General features: G+C 40.0%; 26 protein-coding genes. 8 read left to right on the top strand and 18 right to left on the bottom strand.

From position 1 onward, the window contains the following. Nucleotides 1–11: 11 nt before the first annotated feature. From NSQ62_RS09700 to NSQ62_RS09675, 6 genes are all read right to left on the bottom strand, one after another. Entirely contained in the window at nucleotides 12–1,076 is a 1,065-nt protein-coding gene (locus tag NSQ62_RS09700) for an ABC transporter substrate-binding protein (RefSeq protein WP_341323723.1), read from the bottom strand. Nucleotides 1,077–1,086: 10 nt separating this feature from the next. Then, entirely contained in the window at nucleotides 1,087–1,956 is an 870-nt protein-coding gene (locus NSQ62_RS09695) for an ABC transporter ATP-binding protein (RefSeq protein ID WP_341323722.1), read from the bottom strand. 6 nt (nucleotides 1,957–1,962) lie between these two features. Continuing rightward, complete coding sequence (locus tag NSQ62_RS09690; protein ID WP_341323721.1) at nucleotides 1,963–3,102, bottom strand: acyl-CoA dehydrogenase family protein; 1,140 nt, start codon at nucleotides 3,100–3,102, stop codon at nucleotides 1,963–1,965. A 239-nt stretch (nucleotides 3,103–3,341) separates the two neighbouring features. Next, nucleotides 3,342–3,572, bottom strand: a complete 231-nt coding sequence (locus tag NSQ62_RS09685; RefSeq protein ID WP_341323720.1) for a hypothetical protein — start codon at nucleotides 3,570–3,572, stop codon at nucleotides 3,342–3,344. Between the two features lie 93 nt (nucleotides 3,573–3,665). Further along, a complete protein-coding gene (locus NSQ62_RS09680; RefSeq protein ID WP_341323719.1) occupies nucleotides 3,666–5,171 on the bottom strand; it encodes a PAS domain-containing protein in 1,506 nt (501 codons plus the stop codon). 154 nt (nucleotides 5,172–5,325) lie between these two features. Continuing rightward, complete coding sequence (locus NSQ62_RS09675; protein ID WP_341323718.1) at nucleotides 5,326–6,219, bottom strand: 3-hydroxyacyl-CoA dehydrogenase; 894 nt, start codon at nucleotides 6,217–6,219, stop codon at nucleotides 5,326–5,328. Nucleotides 6,220–6,437: 218 nt separating this feature from the next. On the opposite strand from NSQ62_RS09675, the gene NSQ62_RS09670 reads away from it, so the two are divergent. The 3 genes from NSQ62_RS09670 to NSQ62_RS09660 all read left to right on the top strand — a co-directional run bounded on the left by NSQ62_RS09670 (nucleotide 6,438) and on the right by NSQ62_RS09660 (nucleotide 8,099). Beyond that, the gene (locus tag NSQ62_RS09670; RefSeq protein ID WP_341323717.1) at nucleotides 6,438–7,097 is read left to right on the top strand and encodes a hypothetical protein; all 660 of its coding nucleotides are present in this window, start codon (nucleotides 6,438–6,440) and stop codon (nucleotides 7,095–7,097) included. A gap of 163 nt (nucleotides 7,098–7,260) precedes the next feature. Continuing rightward, complete coding sequence (locus tag NSQ62_RS09665) at nucleotides 7,261–7,653, top strand: hypothetical protein (RefSeq protein WP_341323716.1); 393 nt, start codon at nucleotides 7,261–7,263, stop codon at nucleotides 7,651–7,653. After that, nucleotides 7,650–8,099, top strand: a complete 450-nt coding sequence (locus NSQ62_RS09660) for a DUF2691 family protein (protein ID WP_341323715.1) — start codon at nucleotides 7,650–7,652, stop codon at nucleotides 8,097–8,099. Before NSQ62_RS09665 ends, NSQ62_RS09660 begins: the two co-directional genes overlap by 4 nt. A gap of 44 nt (nucleotides 8,100–8,143) precedes the next feature. On the opposite strand, the gene NSQ62_RS09655 is transcribed toward NSQ62_RS09660, so the two are convergent. The 4 genes from NSQ62_RS09655 to NSQ62_RS09640 form a co-directional block, all read right to left on the bottom strand. Beyond that, the gene (locus tag NSQ62_RS09655; protein ID WP_341323714.1) at nucleotides 8,144–8,527 is read right to left on the bottom strand and encodes a hypothetical protein; all 384 of its coding nucleotides are present in this window, start codon (nucleotides 8,525–8,527) and stop codon (nucleotides 8,144–8,146) included. Further along, the gene (locus tag NSQ62_RS09650) at nucleotides 8,524–9,318 is read right to left on the bottom strand and encodes a DUF1835 domain-containing protein (RefSeq protein WP_341323713.1); all 795 of its coding nucleotides are present in this window, start codon (nucleotides 9,316–9,318) and stop codon (nucleotides 8,524–8,526) included. Before NSQ62_RS09650 ends, NSQ62_RS09655 begins: the two co-directional genes overlap by 4 nt. Nucleotides 9,319–9,330: 12 nt before the next feature. Beyond that, nucleotides 9,331–9,825, bottom strand: a complete 495-nt coding sequence (locus NSQ62_RS09645; protein WP_341323712.1) for a hypothetical protein — start codon at nucleotides 9,823–9,825, stop codon at nucleotides 9,331–9,333. A 79-nt stretch (nucleotides 9,826–9,904) separates the two neighbouring features. Further along, a complete protein-coding gene (locus NSQ62_RS09640; RefSeq protein WP_341323711.1) occupies nucleotides 9,905–10,420 on the bottom strand; it encodes a hypothetical protein in 516 nt (171 codons plus the stop codon). 120 nt (nucleotides 10,421–10,540) lie between these two features. Here NSQ62_RS09640 and NSQ62_RS09635 point away from each other — a divergent pair, with 120 nt between their 5' ends. Further along, complete coding sequence (locus tag NSQ62_RS09635; RefSeq protein ID WP_341323710.1) at nucleotides 10,541–11,083, top strand: DUF5412 family protein; 543 nt, start codon at nucleotides 10,541–10,543, stop codon at nucleotides 11,081–11,083. A 39-nt stretch (nucleotides 11,084–11,122) separates the two neighbouring features. On the opposite strand, the gene NSQ62_RS09630 is transcribed toward NSQ62_RS09635, so the two are convergent. Both NSQ62_RS09630 and NSQ62_RS09625 read right to left on the bottom strand, forming a co-directional pair. Further along, on the bottom strand, nucleotides 11,123–11,347 hold the full coding sequence (locus tag NSQ62_RS09630) for a sulfurtransferase TusA family protein (RefSeq protein ID WP_341323709.1): 225 nt from the start codon (nucleotides 11,345–11,347) through the stop codon (nucleotides 11,123–11,125). 14 nt (nucleotides 11,348–11,361) lie between these two features. After that, entirely contained in the window at nucleotides 11,362–12,411 is a 1,050-nt protein-coding gene (locus tag NSQ62_RS09625) for a YeeE/YedE family protein (RefSeq protein WP_341323708.1), read from the bottom strand. Between the two features lie 293 nt (nucleotides 12,412–12,704). Between NSQ62_RS09625 and NSQ62_RS09620 the strand changes: the two genes are divergently transcribed. Together NSQ62_RS09620 and NSQ62_RS09615 are read left to right on the top strand one after the other, a co-directional pair. After that, nucleotides 12,705–13,412 (top strand): class I SAM-dependent methyltransferase, encoded by a 708-nt coding sequence (locus NSQ62_RS09620; protein ID WP_341323707.1) that lies wholly within the window; start codon nucleotides 12,705–12,707, stop codon nucleotides 13,410–13,412. A 96-nt stretch (nucleotides 13,413–13,508) separates the two neighbouring features. Beyond that, a complete protein-coding gene (locus NSQ62_RS09615; protein ID WP_341323706.1) occupies nucleotides 13,509–13,787 on the top strand; it encodes a hypothetical protein in 279 nt (92 codons plus the stop codon). Nucleotides 13,788–13,823: 36 nt separating this feature from the next. On the opposite strand, the gene NSQ62_RS09610 is transcribed toward NSQ62_RS09615, so the two are convergent. After that, a complete protein-coding gene (locus tag NSQ62_RS09610; protein ID WP_341323705.1) occupies nucleotides 13,824–15,083 on the bottom strand; it encodes a DUF4179 domain-containing protein in 1,260 nt (419 codons plus the stop codon). Beyond that, nucleotides 15,067–15,597, bottom strand: coding sequence for a sigma-70 family RNA polymerase sigma factor (locus NSQ62_RS09605; RefSeq protein ID WP_341323704.1), 531 nt, complete (start codon nucleotides 15,595–15,597; stop codon nucleotides 15,067–15,069). Before NSQ62_RS09605 ends, NSQ62_RS09610 begins: the two co-directional genes overlap by 17 nt. 163 nt (nucleotides 15,598–15,760) lie before the next feature. On the opposite strand from NSQ62_RS09605, the gene NSQ62_RS09600 reads away from it, so the two are divergent. Next, the gene (locus NSQ62_RS09600; protein ID WP_341323703.1) at nucleotides 15,761–16,201 is read left to right on the top strand and encodes a hypothetical protein; all 441 of its coding nucleotides are present in this window, start codon (nucleotides 15,761–15,763) and stop codon (nucleotides 16,199–16,201) included. Nucleotides 16,202–16,239: 38 nt separating this feature from the next. Here the strand turns inward: NSQ62_RS09600 and NSQ62_RS09595 are convergent, their stop codons facing one another. Both NSQ62_RS09595 and NSQ62_RS09590 read right to left on the bottom strand, forming a co-directional pair. Beyond that, nucleotides 16,240–16,890, bottom strand: a complete 651-nt coding sequence (locus NSQ62_RS09595) for a hypothetical protein (protein WP_341323702.1) — start codon at nucleotides 16,888–16,890, stop codon at nucleotides 16,240–16,242. Continuing rightward, nucleotides 16,862–17,398, bottom strand: coding sequence for a sigma-70 family RNA polymerase sigma factor (locus tag NSQ62_RS09590; protein ID WP_341323701.1), 537 nt, complete (start codon nucleotides 17,396–17,398; stop codon nucleotides 16,862–16,864). The genes NSQ62_RS09595 and NSQ62_RS09590 overlap by 29 nt, the downstream gene beginning before the upstream one ends. A gap of 212 nt (nucleotides 17,399–17,610) precedes the next feature. Here NSQ62_RS09590 and NSQ62_RS09585 point away from each other — a divergent pair, with 212 nt between their 5' ends. Beyond that, nucleotides 17,611–17,877, top strand: a complete 267-nt coding sequence (locus NSQ62_RS09585) for a translation initiation factor 2 (RefSeq protein WP_341323700.1) — start codon at nucleotides 17,611–17,613, stop codon at nucleotides 17,875–17,877. Between the two features lie 42 nt (nucleotides 17,878–17,919). Here NSQ62_RS09585 and NSQ62_RS09580 read toward each other — a convergent pair whose 3' ends face one another. Together NSQ62_RS09580 and NSQ62_RS09575 are read right to left on the bottom strand one after the other, a co-directional pair. After that, nucleotides 17,920–18,267: a DUF6176 family protein gene (locus NSQ62_RS09580; RefSeq protein WP_341323699.1), complete on the bottom strand. Its 348-nt coding sequence runs from the start codon at nucleotides 18,265–18,267 to the stop codon at nucleotides 17,920–17,922. A gap of 12 nt (nucleotides 18,268–18,279) precedes the next feature. Next, nucleotides 18,280–19,017, bottom strand: coding sequence for a DUF2087 domain-containing protein (locus NSQ62_RS09575; protein ID WP_341323698.1), 738 nt, complete (start codon nucleotides 19,015–19,017; stop codon nucleotides 18,280–18,282). Nucleotides 19,018–19,023: the final 6 nt, after the last annotated feature.

Here is a 19,023-nt window from a genome sequence, read left to right as displayed (position 1 = left end):
TCTCACTCCCTTTAAATATTTTGTTCGTTAAAGCGTGTCAGCTGCTCTTTGTAGTAGCCATCTTCTGGATGCTCCTCAATTAGCTCTGATAGTGCGCGTTCATAAAGATCAATATTCACGTAATCATTCACATCAATGTCATCTACATTTTCTACATATCCAATTTTCTTCATTTGCTCCCACATTGCGACTACGTTTTTCTTACTTGGGTCTGAAGAGTAGTTTGAATGCGGATCGTTAACGATTGTTTCAATAACACTGTCGTCAACTTTCATGTATTCCTTTGCCGCTTTAATTGCCACTTGTGGATCTTCATTTTTAATGCGCTCTGCACGAATTAATGCCTTTAAGAAGCGTTTGTACCCTTCACCATCTTGGTCAGATAAGAGCTCCGTACGTGTCACGACGCGGCAGCAAACATGCCCCTCTTGTAAATCATTACTCCACGCAACTGCCTCTAAGCCCATATCAATCGCCTGTGCGTAAAACGAGTTTGCGGAAACGGCGACATCCACTTTGCCTGATGCCACAGCCTCTAGCAACATGCTTCCTGTTTTAAATTCAACAATATCGACTTCATTTTCCCAGTCAATGCCAGCATCTTCAAGCGCTGAGCGGAACACGATATCCGATGTGAAAATGCGAATCGTTCCTACTTTTTTGCCTTTATAACTTTCCATTGACGTATATTGACCTGCGTTTTCCTTCTTCGTTAAAATCGGGTGTCCACCTTCTAAATGCCCCCCGATAATCGAGAAGTCTGAGCCATTAGCGATGAATGTCAGTGGGCCAGCTGTACCGAATGTTAAACCTACATCGATTTTCCCTGCTTGTAAGGCGTTTAGTCCATCTGCTGAGTTTGTGAAGCCAACGCGGTTAACGGTTACGTTTTCATCTTCAAAGTAGCCTTCTTGATGCGCGATATCAACTAATGTACCGCCTGCTGCTTGGCTTAGGCCGACTGTAATTTCAAAATCCTCTTTTGCACTGCTTGTTTTTACGTCTTTGTCATCCCCACATGCAGCTAACACACTCGCTGCTAAAAGAAATGGTGCAAAGTATTTAAATTTCTTCATTGTTCTCCCCCTAAATTCCAGCGCCCTCTGACACTTCCGTTTTGATACTATTTAAAATTTGCTCGTTCATTTCATTTAATAACGATTCACGGAACGAACGGAATTCATAACTTTCAAATAATTTTTGGCGGTTTGTGCCTTTTTTTACAGGTACTTCGATTGATTTTGTGACGGCTCCGTTTTTACCTGGCGCAAAAATGATAATGCGATCGGCTAAGTAAATGGCTTCATCAACGTCATGTGTGACAAAGACGACCGTGCGATTTTGCTGGGCACGAATTTGCACAATTAAATCTTGCAGTTGCATACGAGTGACTGGATCAAGTGCGCCAAACGGTTCATCCATTAGTAATAGATCTGAACCGTAGCTAAGTGCACGGGCAATGGCTGCGCGTTGCTTCATACCGCCAGACATTTGCCCAGGATATTTTTTCAATGCATGCCCTAAGTTCACAAGCGTTAAATAGTCCTCCGCAATATGTGCGAGCTCTTTTTTCGACTTCTTTTTGTTACGTTGTTTAAGCGCTAGCACAACATTCGCCTGCGCTGTTAACCACGGGAATAACGAGTAATCTTGGAACACAACACCGCTATCAGGATGTGCCTCTTTCACTGATGTACCATTAATGATGATGTCACCATTATCAAAACCTTCAAGTCCGGCAATCATACGGAGGAATGTACTTTTCCCACAGCCAGACGGTCCCATAAATACGAGGAACTCGCCTTCTTTTACATCTAAATCAATGTTATTTAAAATTTTTGTCGTTCCGTCGTAGCTAAAATCAATGCCGCGCGCTTCGATTTTATTGTTGCGCACACGCTTTTCTTGCTCTGGAAACGAAGTAGGCAGTTCAAACTCTCGTTGAAAGACGACCATGCGTGATCACTCCTCTGTTAAGTATAGATGACCTAAATTTTGAATCGTTGTGTCCACTGGAACGTGTAACGTCATCGTACGAAGGTTACGCCAATATCGATCAAAACCGAATTGGTTCGATGTTGCGCGGCTACCCATTACTTCAAAAATACGAGATGTAATATCTAAGCCGGCCGTTGTTGTAAATACTTTTGCCGTTTGTAGTGCTTTACTTAGTTCAGCACGCTTTTGCGGTGTAATGTCGCTTGGATTGTTCCAAAGCTTAAGCAGTAGCTCATCGGCCTTCTTGACCACTAAATTTGCAGCTTCTACTTGTACATAAAACTGACCGTAATGGTATTGAATAATCGGATCTTCAATGGCCGACGTTTGTGAAATGGAACGTGGGCGTGTAAATTGTTTTGTGTACGCTAAGGCTGACTGCAACGCCCCTTCTGTAATGCCTAAGTAGAGGTGATTGAGTGCAAATGTCGCGATATTCAGGCGAAGCTTTGAAAATTCACTCGCGTTAAAGCCACGTTCAAGCACTTCTGTTGCTGTTACTTCGACTTGATCGAAAAGGATGGTACCGCTGTCGGTTTGGCGTTGGCCCATATTATCCCAATCCTCTTTTATATCTACACCAATACGATTACTTGGTATTACAGCCAACAAAGGCTCGTCTCGGTCTTCTACAGTCGCCGATACTAATAATACGTCTGAATCAACGCTGCCTGAGCAAAATGTTTTTACACCGTTTAGTACGTAACCTGTGTCTGTTTTCGTTGCAACTAATTTAATGTCCACTGGATTGAATGCATTGCCCCAAAACAGGTTACGCTTGGCTGTTTCTCGGTAGAAGTGCTCTTTTTGTGCATCACTCCCACACAGGTGCGGTGTTGCTAGGTTAATGAAATGGTAGCCAAATACATGTGCCAGTGAGCTGTCGACACGTGCGAAAATGCGAACTACTTCGAATACATCTCTCCAATTTCCATCTAAACCACCGTACTCACTTGGAATTAAAAGTTTTAAAAGACCGCTATTGCGGATTAAGTCTCGTTCATATTTTGCATTGCCACCTGTTTTGTCTCGCTGTACCGCGGTTTTTTCAAACTGCACTGCGAGCTCCTCGGCAATTGTTTGAATGTTTGCCACTGCTGTCATTTGTATAAAACACCCTCTCAAATTAGAAGTTATAGAATTTTCTTGCAATTCGGTAAATCTTAATTTGTAATTTAACAGATTGACGTGATGTACGTCAATGCTTAAATTTTATAATTCTTATTAGTTTAGTATGCTTTTAACAAGTTAATGTATTAAAGCAGAGATAAACCCCTTTCATTTTGCATTTTTTGGAAACAAAAAAACTGCCAACAAATTGTTAGCAGCCATAGTATTCATCGCTAATTTCCATTTGAAAAGCGCATAAACATATACAATTGATAGAGCACCGGGGCTAATAATGCAACAGCTAATGAAATTACTGCCCAAATTTTCGTTAATCTTATTAAACGTGTTTCTCCTGTTTTCACATGTTGAAAATAAGTAAGTGCAAAATAAAAACAACTGATGAATCCAATCGCTTGAACGATTGGAAGCCAAATTGCTCCGTTCCAAATAGACATATATTCCATGAACAATTCCCCCTAACTTATTTATTATAGCAATTTTTCCCTAAAAAAAATAACTGCCCTAAAATTTCAAAAGGGCAGTTCTTAAACAAAATTTTATTTTTTCGCAAACTCAACTAAGTCTTGAGACATTGCGTTAATTTCTTCTGCTGAGGCGTTCATTTGCTGCGTTAAGGCAGCCTGCGTTTGCGCCAAGTCATTTATTTTTGTCATATAATCAATGATTCGATCAATCGAACCCTTCATTTGCGTGACACCCGATTCAATATTCGTCGTTGCTTCTGATGAGTGAACCGCTAGTTTTCGTACTTCATCCGCTACGACGCCGAAGCCTTTCCCATGCTCACCTGCACGCGCTGCTTCAATTGCTGCGTTTAAGCCAAGTAAGTTTGTTTGGTCGGCAATGCCTTTGATAAAGTTTGAGATGGTTTGTGTTTCGTCTGCTAATACTTTTGCATCATTTGCAGCAATCGTTGTTTTTTCTTGTGTTGACGCAAGGTCTTGGGAATGGATTGCAATGGACGTAATGCCTGTTACTAATTCATGAATCGAAGCCGATAGCTCTTCCATACGCGCTACGGTTTCTATGATATTTTGTTCTTTGTCTTTTTCAAGTGAAATATCACGAATGGTACCCGCTACACGTAACGGTGCACCCTTTTGGTCACGTACTGTTGCGCCGCTCGCATGGAACCAACGATATTCACCTGTTTTTAACTGTAGGCGATAGTCGATATCAAAAGGTGTACGACCCGAGAAATCCATTAAATGATCTGTGAATGCTTGCATCGCATTGTTTTTATCTTCCGGATGTAGACGGTCACTCCATGCGCTCATAATATTCGGGAAATCATTTTCATCTTTGAAGCCTAAAGCTTTACGGAATTGTGGACTCCACCAGAATTCGTTTTCAGGGTTCACTGGATCGCCTTGCTCAACGGTCATATCCCACGGCGCTTCAACTATCGCCTCGTTAATTAAATCGTAGCGCGTCACAAGGCTATTTAGACGCTCGCTTTTTAGAATTTCCTCATCTGTGTTCATAATCGCAACAACTAGACGATAAGGTGCGCCGTTGTCATGGCGTAGTGCTGAACCAAATGTACGTACCCAACGTTCCTGTCCATCTGCAAACTGCATTTTGTGTGTTAGATCAAATTGTGTACGCCCAGATCTATCTTGTAAATGCGCAAGTAAAGACGCCATCACGCGATCACCATCTTGCGGTGAAACTAGTTTCGTTAAATCCGCTAACGTATCAAACTTGCTCGATTGATTGAAGCCTAAAATACGCTTTAATTCGATGTCGATTTTGAATACATTATCTTGATGTGGGAATTTTCCAGATGGCATCGTTACATCCCAAAATCCAACTGCGTTATTTGATAAAATTGCATCTAAGCGCATTTTGCCTGCTTCGATTTCGTTATTTTTTAGTTCGTTAATTTCATTTAAGTTTGAAACAATTTGTTGTAACTGCTCGTTTTCAATTGTTTCAATATATAAGCCCTCTAAGTTACCTTGCTGAGCCTGCTGTAATTGAGTCGTTGTTTCTTGTAATAACTGTTCTAATGATACGGATTTTTCTTTTTTAAAAAACACTGAATAGCCTCCATTTTTATACTTATGATTATTATACTGTATATTATCGGCTAAAATAAGAATATATTATCATATTTTCATTTAATCAACCGAGACTTTACTCATAACAAGAAAAAAACACGCATCAATTAGCGAGATGCGCGTTTCTATAAATTTAATTTGATTTTAAGAAGTCTGGGTCCATATAGGCCGGGTTTGGATACTTATAGAAGCCTTCGCCCGTTGAAATCCCCATTTTTCCTTGGTCAATCATTTCGCGTTTGATTTTATCTGCTACGAACTGAGCAGCTGGATCTGTTTTTGCACGCATTACATTTAAATTATAAGGCGTTTCCATGCCGACAATGTCATAAATCGCAAAAGGTCCGCGTGGTGCGCCTGTTGAAATCATCCAGTTTTTATCGATCGTTTGCGGATCGGCGATGTCTTTAACCCATAATTCCATTGCTGCGGATAAAAATGGAACTAATAATGTGTTTAAGATGTAGCCTGGTTGTTCCTTTTTCAAGACGAATGGCACCATATGAATGGCGCGTGCAAAGTCCGTTACTTGCTCTACATACTGTACGTCAGTGCCTGGGTGTCCCATGATTTCTGCTGTGTTATTTTGCCAAATGGAATTCGCAAAGTGGAGCGCTAAAAACTTTTCAGGTCGGCCTGTAAATGCTGCAAATTGACTTGGTAATAGCGTTGACGAGTTCGATGCGAAAACGGTTTTTTCTGGTGCTACTTTTGCTAAATTTTCATAGAAGCTTTGTTTAATGTCGATGCGCTCTGGCACTGCCTCTACAACAAAGTCCGCGTCTTTTACTGCTTCAGCTAAATCTGTATAATATGTCAGGCTGGCAAATGCTGTTTCAGCCTTTTCTGTATCGTTAAAATACGTGCCGTACGTATCTTTTAACGCCGCCATACGTGTTTTTGCACCTTCTATTGCACCATCATTAATATCATAAACACTGACGTTAAAGCCAAAGAATGCGGATTGAAAGGCGATTTGACTCCCTAGTACCCCACTACCTGCGATTGTTACGTTTTTAAAATTCATCTGAATCTCTCCTTTAGGTGCATTTTACATCCAATAATTGTGTGATGATGGCTACTACTTACATGGAGAGTATTCCCGTTTTATCAAACATTCAAAACTGTTACTTTCAAAATGAGGAATGATCTTTCTTTTTAAATTTCTTGGCTTTTTACTATGTTATAATAGTTCTGAAAAGAATTTTCTGTAAATTCTTATTATCGATTAAAGGAGTCTTTTTTATGCAGTTGTCTTCAATTCTTCAAAAGCCTTCAAAGGGTGCGCTGAGCGTGTTCGCAGCGATTTGTTATGGGCTATTTATCATTGGGGTTTATGAATTTTCAGAGCATCAAGCTGGAATTCTTGAGTGGTCACACTTCCAGTCCAAATATGTTTACATCTTCGCTGGTGCTTTACTATTAGGGTATTGTGCGTATTTATTCGTCGTTCACCATTTTAAGCTTCACCCGGTACTCATTCCGATTGCGGCGATTTTAACGTTGTTTTTTGGAAATTCGATCTTTCTCTATGTTGTGTCCGAAGTCGTAATTATCGGTTTTTCGGTGATTGTCTTCCTCATAACATTGCTACAATTTTCGCGTGCGAAAGATGCATCGCTTGCGGCTATGCTCATTTGTTTATTAAATGTATCAATTTTCATTGAGCTTTCTACTATCGTCAATTTAGGCGTACATATCATGATGGGGAGCGTCGTCGTGCTTTATGCACTGAACAAACAGTGGACAATTACGCATCATATTTTTATGTTTGTGTTATGTGGCAGTGGCCTTTTCTATTTCCTTGTCACGCTCGTTGATGGTACTCGATTCGAAGTCGTGCTTTGTGTGTTATTCGCCGCACTTTATGTGTGGACATACCGAAAAATGAAGGCTAAGCGATGAAACGAATGGTACTGTTCACAATTGGTCCTACACATAGTGGGAAATCTTCATTTGCTAGGAAGCTGAACAGGAACTTGAGCAAGTTGTCGTACTAGATCAAGATTTGCAGGCTGAATTTTTAAATGCGCATTATGAAAAGCTCGTCCCGCAGACAGGACCAAATTTGCTGAAATTTATGCTTTCAGAAACGTTGCTACGCTATGCAATCGAGAAAACGGCGTATCATCTTATTTTATGTAACTCGAATATTTACCTTGCGCCGCGCCAGCAGCTACTTGAACGCTTCTTTCCGAGTGAGCAATTTGTACGGGTATTTGTCTATTTTGATGTACCAGAAGCAACATTGCTCGCTCGAATTGAACAAACCCTAAGAGATACAAAGCTGTTTCGTGACCCAAACTTTACATACGAGGAACTACTACAAAGTCAGCTCCCGCAAATAGATCCCCCTTTTTCGGATGAGGCAGATTATTTATTGACGGTTAATGGAATGACTAACTTTAAGCAATTAATAGAAGAAATTAATGAAATCATTCAAAAGGAGTGCTCGCTATGACAATCATTGGTGTAAGCTTTGATTTACAGCAAGATACGGATTTCCGCTTAATTACGGTGTTAGAAGATTTAATAGACCCTTCTTGGTGCTGGCGTTTTGATGGTGGAGAAAACTATATTCGTAATTCCGTTGAGGACCCTTGGGATATGCAAGAACTCTTTACGAACCGCGTATATACAGGAAAAGAATTTATCGAGACGATTCAAACGCCTAATCAGTATATTATTTTTGCTGATTTAAGAGCGTTTCCACATACAAATGCGCTCGACGATGTAGTGAACTTGAACGCATCAATCGGCGGAGATTGTCAGCTAGCGGTAATTATTGTAGATGCGGATTACGTCATGTTGTTTGCGAATGATGTAGATCGTTTGATTGCGCTTACGAAGCATCGTTCGAACTTCCAAACACTTCGACGGGAAGATATTACATACACTACGATTTAGGGGTGATTCTGTCCGAAAAGTAAGCACTTTTCGGACAGCCCATTTTATTTCTTATCCACAACCAAATAGCGGTTATCCTTCACATAGTAATCCCCGTATTTACGGTCTAACGTCACCGAAGTTAACTTTTTATCATCGTCGGCAAAAACGAGTCTAAAGCTCGACTCTAATACTTCCCCGCCACCAAAACGTATATTAATACCTAGCGTTTGTTCCATTGTTTGAGTTGTCGAATATGGGCCGAATGCAACAACCTTTGTCCATTCAAAATTAGTGACCTCGGTTAAATCGATCAGCGTTTCTCCTTGTTCCAGAAGCGCATTTAGTTCGCCCACCTGAACCGTGTGTTTTTCGGCAGCAAATGCCCAGTACAGCAGTGCTCCGACTAACAATACGACGCTAATGACTAGTGGTGCCTGTTTCTTCATACCTTCACCTCATACGTTCGCATTTGTCTTAGGTCACCGTGGTATTGCACAGTGCCTTTTTGAATTAATGTGAGTAAACGATATTCAATCCAGGTATCACTTATGTCATGCACACTAAAGCCTAACACATGCCCAATGAGGCGCGGTGCTCGCACGTAATCTTCGTCTCTTTCTTGCAAAAGCTCGTTTAAATATTGGATTATAAGTGCATCATCACGTGTTTCAACGTCCTCTAGGATTTGACCACGATGCCATGTACGTAGTAGTGAATCCCCTTGCATGAGCTGTTTGGCTTGTTCACCGAACGTACGGATTTCCTCACTTGAAAGCTCTCGGTATTGCTGCTGCTCATACATCATGCGCATCTGCTTGACGTTCATTTCACCTGAATGACGGATTTCCATTTGAAGATTACGCGCGCGGTGCATATGGAGCATGTTTTCGTATGTATCACAAAAATAGACCGGACAATTTTTCGAAGCGAGTAACGTACAAACAAGACGTAAACCAAACTGCTCTGCGGCATTTTCACTCGCCCAGATGAGTACGGAATCTTGCTCTGTTACGGCTGCTAGCTTCTGGATTGCATCTGTAAAATGCGCACCCCACGCAGTGCCGTCAATTCGAAATGCCTCCGAAAGCCAAGCCGTGCGTTCGTTTAACCCTTGTTCTGTTAGTAATCCTTGAATCGGTCCTTCCCCTAAAAAGTCTGGAAACGCGATGATTTCCTGTTTTTCAAACGCGATCGCCATTGTCCCCGCTGCCGATTCACCAAATACGATGTGCTTCATTGTATCTCTCCTTTACTGGTGCCATTCGAGTAAATAGATGTTGTTATTTTCTCGACTATAGACGCCGATTATATAATCACCGTGGCCATTTTTTGATTGATTAAAATAATAATCACCAAGCGCAATTTCTACGGGATGCTTGTGAAAGGCTGCTCGAATTTCTGCCTGTGTTTCGGTGTCCCCTAGATGTGTATTGATTGTATTGGTCATAAATCGGGTCACCATGCCTGAAATTATTGCTTCCGTTTCTGTTGTAATAAGCTTAAATTCCGCGCTAGTTGGCTCTGGTAGTGCCTCTTCGTAATGTAGCACTGACACCCATTCGCCATCTCCGCGTGCAGGGTTTTTGGTTGCCCAGATTTGCTCAAAGCGCTGTGGCTCTGGTAAGGCAATGCCCCAGCTTTCCTCATAGCCTTCCACGATTTCGAGCATCGTTGGTTCAGGCCAAGGTCGAATCAATAAATAGATAATGCCGAGACAGCCTCCGATAATCAGCCATTTTTTCATAACAGTACGCTCCTTTTTAATGGATACGAATTTGCAATCAAAAGGTTCCTCCTACAAGTCCCGTATATTGTGTCATGATTTATTCTCCTCGTTTATCTTTATAAGATGAACCGACTGGAATGATTTCATTAACCCAGCGCCCTTCATCATTCATCCAGCCAATTTCTAGCGCGTATTTAGAAAATATCTCCTGCATTTGCTCATCCGTAAAATCCTTCGTATAAAACACAAATCGATTGGAATCTTGCTCAAAACTCCCATTTCTAAAATTGGTCGTTCTCCCGTTACCGTTCATAAATTTTTGGAAATCATCCAACCCAATCTCATCCATGAAATTACCCCAATTAAATTGATGTTCAACCGTTAACTTATTGAACTTTTTACCATTTTTCACATGATAATCAAACACAATCGTCGCGTAATTTTGCTTCAATTCTTCCTCTGTAAATATCGTGACACGTTCCTTTAATGCGGCAAGCTCTTCATCGTTTATATCTTGCAGTTCAAATAACAATTCATCGTCACGAGTTAGCTCTTTTTGCGAACAGCCAACTAGAACTAGCAGCAATAATAGTAGGTACATTAACTTATTCATCCAATCACCTCACTCCTATTGTTGAGGATTCCCCAGAAGAATACAATTAAAAAATCTAAATATTGGAAACCTTACAGTACCATGCTGCGTCTACACCTAAAAGGACAAGGAGGGTCTCGAATGAATCTAGGGCTACTTTTTTTGGGATTATTTATCTTTCTCATTACGTTATTATTACTATTTGTACTCATCATTCAACTCATTCGATTTGCCTTTAAACGAATTAAATTCCCGAAAAAACTTGCCCTCACAACGATAGCTGGTTGTACGGTATTGCTTGCGATATTTATGTATATCAATTATTTTTTCACATTCGAATCGATCGATAGAACATTCATGCAGGACGCTAGCTTACCGGCAACGTCCCCAAACGAACAGTACGTTGCGAAGAGTTATTACGAGCCATATGGTGGGGCTGCTGGTGGTGTGAACATGTGGGTCGAGGTGACAGATTCAGTAACAAATTCAACAAAGGTCATCTATTATGCGGATGCCAAAAACTATGTAACCTTACAATGGCATGATGACACCACGCTTTTTGTGACCAATGCAAATCTTAGCAAAGTGCTCAATGTGGAAACTGAAATTTATCATGAAAATGGCCTTGCTTGTAAGAGTTTGTTGATGAGGAATAGTTATGAAACGTGCTATCAAGCCGAATAAAAAACACGCAAAATCATTATCGATTTTGCGTGTCCTCTATTATTTCTTCTTAACTGTAATCGTCCAAGAAGCTTCGCCTAATTGCTCATAGTTTGTAACTTCGTGGCCATCTTCTGCTGCCCAGCGTGGAATGGATTCTGTACCTTGTGTGCAGTCGAATTGTACTTCTAGCTCATCACCTGAGTTTAATTCTTTGATCGCTTCTTTTGCTTCGATTAATGGGAATGGGCAAACCATACCTAATACTTCTAATATTTTTTTCATTGTCTTTTCTCTCCTTAATTACGCGCTGCTGCACGTTGTTTTGCTGGACGCACGAATACGAAATACGATGCTGTCCATGTGCCTAAAATCATAAACGTTAACGCAACCCAACCAGACCAAGTCATCATAGATGTCATAACTAAACCGTTACCGACTGAGCAGCCACCTGCAAGACTTGCGCCTAAGCCCATTAAAATACCGCCACCTGAAGAACGAACAACTGTTTTTGTGTCCGGTGTACGTAAACGGAACTCGCCGCTCATTTTCGCAGCGAAGTATGAACCTAATAAAATCCCTAAAACTAAGAACACGCCCCAGTTTAGAATATCTAAATTTCCTGTTACTAAGTACTGCAAAATATTCGCAGACGGTGTTGTTACCCCAAGACCAAACACGCGACCTGTTGCTGCGCTGAGTGGCCATGCTGCTGTTGCGATTAAACCGATTAAAACGGCCGTTACATATGGGTTCCAACGTTTTTCAAATAAAATATGTGCTAAGCCTGTTTTCTTTGGCTTTAAGCTTGGAATTTTCACGCGTGGTTTGCGTAATTCACGGAACACGATGAACGCCACAAGCGCTACAAATGGAATGACTAAAAACCAAACATTAATGCCAAACGTCTCCGCAATTGAATCTGTGCCGACAACCGGTGTACGTGCATCAACTGTAAACTGCGCTAATGGACCCGATTTCATAATCGCCGCCATTAACATATAAAAAGCAAGCGCAATCCAGCTTCCGATTAAGCCCTCACCCGCGCGATACCAAGTACCTGTTGCACAGCCACCCGATAAAATAATCCCGATACCAAAAATGAATGCCCCTGCAACCGTTGCCCATAATGGGAACTGCCCTGCTTGATATTCAAACGCACCTGCTTCGATTAAGGCAAACACACCAACTGCTTGCACCGCAATCGCTACTAGTAGCGCATAAAACATACGGTTATCTTTTGCGATGTACATGTCACGGAAGCCGCCTGTTAAACAGAAACGTCCACGCTGCATGACAAAGCCTAAAAGCGCACCACAAAGGATACCTGTTAAAGCCATTTGTAACAAAATGATTTCCCCCTAAATTTAATACCTAGTTTATTTATAGGGATATAATATAATAATAATCTTATCTCTTTCAATAGATTTTCATAAGCTTAAGGTTTTCTTATCAATTTAGTAGGTTTTAATGTTTAAAGGACAGGATTATTGTGAGAATATTTGGATACTTCCTAAAACTTCTTCCGGTTTTTGGATTATAGTCATGCTCCGTCGTATGAACAATATAATTTTTATTTCATACGATATGAAGAACGATTTACTTTTAAAATGTCCAAATCAAACATATTTCAAAAAAGTAGGTGAAACCAATTCAACATGCGAAATATTTAGAGCTTTTATCTGTCCTTGGCATTGGCGGTGCACATCCTGGTGGGCTTAATCTCACAACTGAAATTTTTAAGCACGAAAACATTCATGATATGTCTCATGTGTTAGATGTCGGCTGTGGCACTGGGCAAACTGCCGCCTACCTAACGCATACTTTTGGTGCCAAAGTAACCGCCCTCGACGTCAATCAAACGATGCTTGAAAAAGCAAAATACCGTATGGCGATGAATGATTTACACGTGAATTTTATTGAAGGCTCCATTGAAGATACAGCATTTGCGGATCAATCTTTTGATTTTATTCTTTCGGAATCGGTACTCTCCTTTGTCGATAAACCGCGTGCCTTAAGTGAAATTTATCGGCTATTAAAAACAGGTGGGCGCTTCATTGCGATTGAACAAACGATGAATGAGCAATTACCCGATCAAGACGCAAAGCAAATCATGCAATTTTACGGCTTTGATTCCATTTTAATGGAACATGACTGGGTCGCATTACTTCGCGAGGCTGGCTTTGAAACGATTGAAATCCAGCAGCACGAGACAATTGAATCCGAACCTGATTTTCATTACTCAAGTGAAATTGACCCCTCCCTTTATGACGTCATGAAAACACATTTGGAGATTATGGTGAAATATCAAGGGATTATTGGGTACCGGGTTTATATTTGTGGGAAATGACTTAAAACCACAAAGAACGTTGATGTCTAACGTTTTTTGTGGTTTTAATATTTTAGCTATAATTTTCGAACTACTTTTCTACTGGAGGGAATCATTTTGACTACTAGCAACTACGGAAAATACCCGGTACCTACATTGTTACAGCAAGTCATTTTATTTCAGCAGCAACTCTCTGAACAAGGGCTTTTACCGTACGGCGATTTACTCGGCTATTATTTTGCTGTGGAAACGGTTGAATCGCGCTATTTAAATACGCCCCTTGATGTCATTCCCTTTGCTCGGCCTGGTGTGGACGGCATTCATATTGGATTTTTGACGAATTTTGGACAGGTACCCGATTTACTTGATGCTTATATTGTGTATCCAGTCCATTAAAAAGGCGCTACCTATTCGCTAGGTAACGCCTGCTCTTTATTCCACCGCTAACTCAAAGCGCTCTAACACTTTTAGCTTTGGCATCTTTAAGAGACGTATATATACATCCCCGCCAACATCCTGATACGTCAGTTCATATTCATTCGGCCCGACTGCATGGACGAAATCTGTTTTAAGGCTCTCACCTGCATGATTTCGCACGTCTATATTATTTGGTGAAAATGAATAATCAAAGGCAAAATCACTTTCCACTTTGAAGCGTAGCTTACGCAAATCACCCTGCTCGACGACATCCGTTACAACAAGCTTCCCTATTTTGCCAAACGAAATGCGCTGCGGTTGCTTATGCGTGAGGAGCTTGTTAATTTCTTTTAGCTCGGCAAAATTGGGTTCGATATAAAACTGAAGCGCCAACGCTTTTACATCTGGTGCCAGTGGTTCTAAGCGATATTGATAGATCAGTGCCTTTTCTTCGGCAATCATATCAAAATCAACAACATTGAGTGGGACACCCTTTTGGTCTGTAATTGTTGCCGCGATTCGATCATCACTGACAGCTATTTTCAAGGCATCCTCAAAAAAACGGACTTTTAAAACCGTACCGGTATCCGATATTTTCAATTCGTCGACTTCATAATCAATCCCGTCGATCTTCCCTTTTTGATGAACCGTGATTATTCTTTCATGATTATTCACTTTTTCAATCGGTGTTGTCACTTGCCAATCGCCCTCAATCCCTCTCATATGACGAATTTGGATTGTTAATAGAAAGGCATCAGGAAGTTCTTCTTCAATATCTATTTCCCATAAGCCGCGGTAGCCGGTGTCACTTTCTAACTCCCGTGAACTTTCTGCCTGGTTCACACGATAACCATCTACAAAAACATTCAACGGGTAAATGTCCCGAAATTCATCCATCGAAAAAATCACATGCAGGCGCTCCCCGTCGTAGACAATTTCTTCAAAGGTTACGGTAACTCCCGCGCTTGTGACCGATTCATTTAACACGACCTTATTAGCGTCAGATAACGCAATTTGCAGCCCTTTATCTTGTTCTTCAATCGTATAGTAGAGGTTTCCAAGGATCGGCACGGTTGCCAATACGCGCGCGATGCCGGAAGAAAAATAACCTGAAATAAGTACAATGACTAGCGTTGCAACAAGTCCTAATGCAATTTTCAGCAGTGGTCTTCGCTGCTTTTTGACTTTTTGGTTTACCCCTTGTACGAGTGCAGCATCCAACTTATCCATCGGCACATCGATTTGCTCGATTGCTTTTTTAATATTGTTCTCCATATTGGCTCCCTCCTTTTAATACCTGTTTTTTTAACTGTTGAATTGCCCTATGTATGTTTGTTTTGACCGTACCTTGTGGACAGTTTAAAAGCTCGGCAATGTCCTTCACCGGCAAGTCTTGATAATATTTTAGGATAATCACGGTCTTGTATTTTTCATCTAGCTGTTCAATCGCCTCGAGTAAATCCATTTTTTCATCGAGCGCCAAATCTTCTGCGATTTCGGGAATCGGCTGCTCCATATAAATGATTTTGTTATTTTTACGGATGCTTTCGAGTGCGGTATTGATACAGATTTTCGTTAGCCAAGTTGAAAAATAATCCGGTTCCTTAACCGCATGAATATTGGCAAATGCCCGCGCCACGGTTTCCTGCACAATGTCGAGTGCATCGGTTTCATTTTTCATATATAAATAAGCCATCTTATACAATTTCACTTTTTCATGCTGCAACAGCTCAATGAAAGCTTGTTCATTGCCCTTTTGCGCTTTGTTTACTAATGATTTATACGTCAACGTCCTCCCACCTTCCTTACTTGTTAGATGCATCACCTTGCTAAAACGTTTCAATTATTTTAATAAGATGGTTATTTTTTAAAGTTTTTTCTTATAAGAATTTCCCACCTTTAATTTGCGTAAAATTAAGATTATTTATAAAATTTAACTAGGAGGTGATTTGATGTTAAAAAGAAAAATTTTAACATTATTTATTTCAACAATTTGCTCGATTTTTTTAATCGCTACTGTATATGCTTTTATTGATGGAGAAGGTGTATTAGCAATTTTTCCAATGGCATTATTTATTAGCTGGATTGCACTTCCTGTGATATTGCTCTATGGGTTTCCAATTTCTTTATTGTCCGAAAAACTAACGAATTCAATCACTTCAAACTATCGCATTTTATGGACATTACTAATTCATTTAGTTTTTGGAATAAGTTTCATATTTATAGTAGGGGTACTCTTTGAAACGCAAATTATATTAACTGATTTCAGTGCTTTTTGGAACAGTTATGAAGTGATTTTCATTGCTTCTATAGGAGTTTCACTATGTTTTTGGTTTATTGATGAAGGTTTGAAATGTTGTAAATTCAGCCAAAAGATAAAACCCAAAGCATAGGTGCTCTGAGTTTTCCAATATTTGTCAATGAAGCTTTACTACTCAACAATTTCCAAGTAAGCACCTAAGCGAAACTTATCCTCAAAAACTTCACCTTTCTGAGTTTCATAGCGCACTGTAAAAAATACTTCATCTAGCGCCGCCCTTAAATTGGCCTCCGTAATATTTTTTGCATTAAATACGATTCGGTAATGGTCCTCAACATAATCCTGCGAGGCGTTGTTTTCAGTCGAACCACTCCCCCATGCGTAGATGTCTTCACCAAAATTCACACGAAAAAATTCAATCCAGTGCTGAGATAACTCAAATTCGACTTTTTCGCCTTCCAATTTATTTGCATAGTAACGATAGGACAAAACTTTATAATCCCTTTTAAACTCTTGTTCTGGCGTGATGTTTGTATTATTCAAAAAGATGTCATTTTCAATTAACGGGCTTACTTGGATCATTAACTCATCATCCAGCACAGTAGTTGGCACTTGGTATTTTGAAGGAACTTCTGTGTCACTTTGCAAATTCGGCATCACTTGAAATGCTAGGAATAATGCAATCGCTGTCACAATGATGACAGTCGGGAGTAAGACAAACCCACGCTTTTTCCGCTGTGTACGAACTTCTTGTAGCACCTGTTTTTCAACGCTTGCAGCACTTTGCTTCGTATCAATCCCGAACAATGGTTTCTTCGTCATGCGTCAGCACCTCCCAATCTTCATTAGCCAGTTCATTTTTCAGTAGTTGCTTAGCCTTCTTAAGCCTTGTTTTTACCGTACTTTCAGGGATTTCAAGTAAATCGGCAATATCTTTTATTTTCATCTCTTCAAAATAAAAATACATAATCGGCTCTCTCCATTTGAGCGGCAATGCTAAAATGGCTTGTTCGATTAATTGCTGTTCATGCCGGGTGACTAACTCTTTTTCATGCGTCGTACGTTTAAAAATCTCGAATTTATCCTTTAATAAATGTGTGCGATAAGCCCATCTTTTCAAGTAATCCTTTGATTTATTAATCGTCATTTTTGCTAAATAGGCTCCGATTTCGCCTTGCTCTACGTAGTTTGCTTTAAAATGAAATGTGATGAATACATCTTGCACAATATCTTCGGCTGATTGCGCATTTTTGGTATAGTAGTAGGCAATACGCAATAAATTTTCTGTATGGTTTTTTATTAAATGTTCCAATTGTTGTTCACGCGACACACTCACCCCTTCCTTATACTGTTAACGAGGCTCGATTAAAAAAAGTTTGCGCTGTTTAAATTTTGTGGAAATAATATTACGGTAAATAAAATTAATATTCTTTTCATGAATAACCCCATTTACCGCTACGTCTTTCAATAGCATTCTTCACCCAACACAAGTTCCCTTTTTTTACAAATTATTATACACTATTAGAGAAGTGGAGGTTCGTTATGACAAAGGAAAAGCGATTATTAAACTTAAGTTTGATATTAGCCATTTGTGGTGTTGTGCTCGTCGCCTTTAGTGGATCAATCGGTAAATCTTTCAGTAATTTTTGGCTACAACGTCAACCAGGCGGCATGATAGATACGAATGTGTATATCTATATGATGAATAGTTTTCAAATTAGCGCGCTAGTAATTGGCGGGATTTTATTTGCGGTGTGCTTGCCGATATCGATTTATGCGTGGTATCAAACACTTAAAAACGTTGAATGACTAAATGCCAGCTGGATTTACATTTCCAACTGGCTTTATCTATTAAAAATCCATACTCGCTCGAACTTGTTTTGGAATCATGACGACTTTTGTGTTTAAATCTACTGAACCAAACTGCTCATCAATACATTCATCCCAGTATTCAAGATGTTTTAAATCGATCCAATGTGTTGAATCATCAACATTCACGCCACCTTCTCCGCGAACCGAATACCAATAGAGAAACTCTTCACCATTCAATATTTCATGAAAAATCGTTTCCACATACATTTTTTCGCCTTCTAATGTCACAAGCACATCTTCCATATTTTCATTTAAAAAATTTAACCATTCTTCCACCTTAGAAGATTTACCTGGCTTTACACGGTAACGCGTCAATTCCACTTTCATAACCAAATCCCCCTATTTTTTCACCCAGTACGCTGCCCCATCATTGCTACGCTCCATGAAACCATACTCAATCAAATGTCTTCGCAGCGAAACAAAATCGGCATTGACCGTCTTCAAAATGTCATTTACTTCTTTTTCGCTATAATGTTTTGCCTTCTCAAAGCGCTGTAAAATATGCTGTAAGATAATGAGCTTTTTCTTTTCCTTACTTGGAATCGTGTCAATCGCTCCGTCTAAGCCATTTTTAAAATACGTTGCTAATACTTTTTCTCGTTCTTTTTCTTCAATACTATAACGTTCGTCCACTTGTCTCGCCCCTTTATGAACCTGATACTGTTCTGGATTTTTCATAAGCTGCATAAGTGCTAAAAAAATTTTCGCCTGCTTTTCTTTTTCTCGTAGTTTGAAACGATGCTGGCGAACAGTAGATACACTCGTTAAATTACTTTCCGCGACAATTTCTTGATCCGACTTTCCTTCAAAAAAGTATTGCAGCATATCTATTTGCACATCGGATAGCCCCGTCACCTTTTTATCTAACTCAAGTAGCGCATGAAATGGCGATGTATGTACGTGTTCAATGTGCTGCTTCATCATGCCCTCCGCCGTGAAAAAGCGGCCTTCATGTGGGAACACCTCATGAAGGGCAAATGTTATGCTGCAAAACAAGCATTCATACCCATCCTCATGAAGTTCATAACCATGCAGCAATGAATCTACCGAAATATTTTGAATATCCAAAATAATCACCTCTAT

The organism is Solibacillus sp. FSL H8-0523, assembly GCF_038051985.1.
GTDB lineage: Bacteria > Bacillota > Bacilli > Bacillales_A > Planococcaceae > Solibacillus.
Note: the sequence above shows the minus strand (reverse complement) of the source record. Positions and strands in the feature narration are given on the sequence as shown.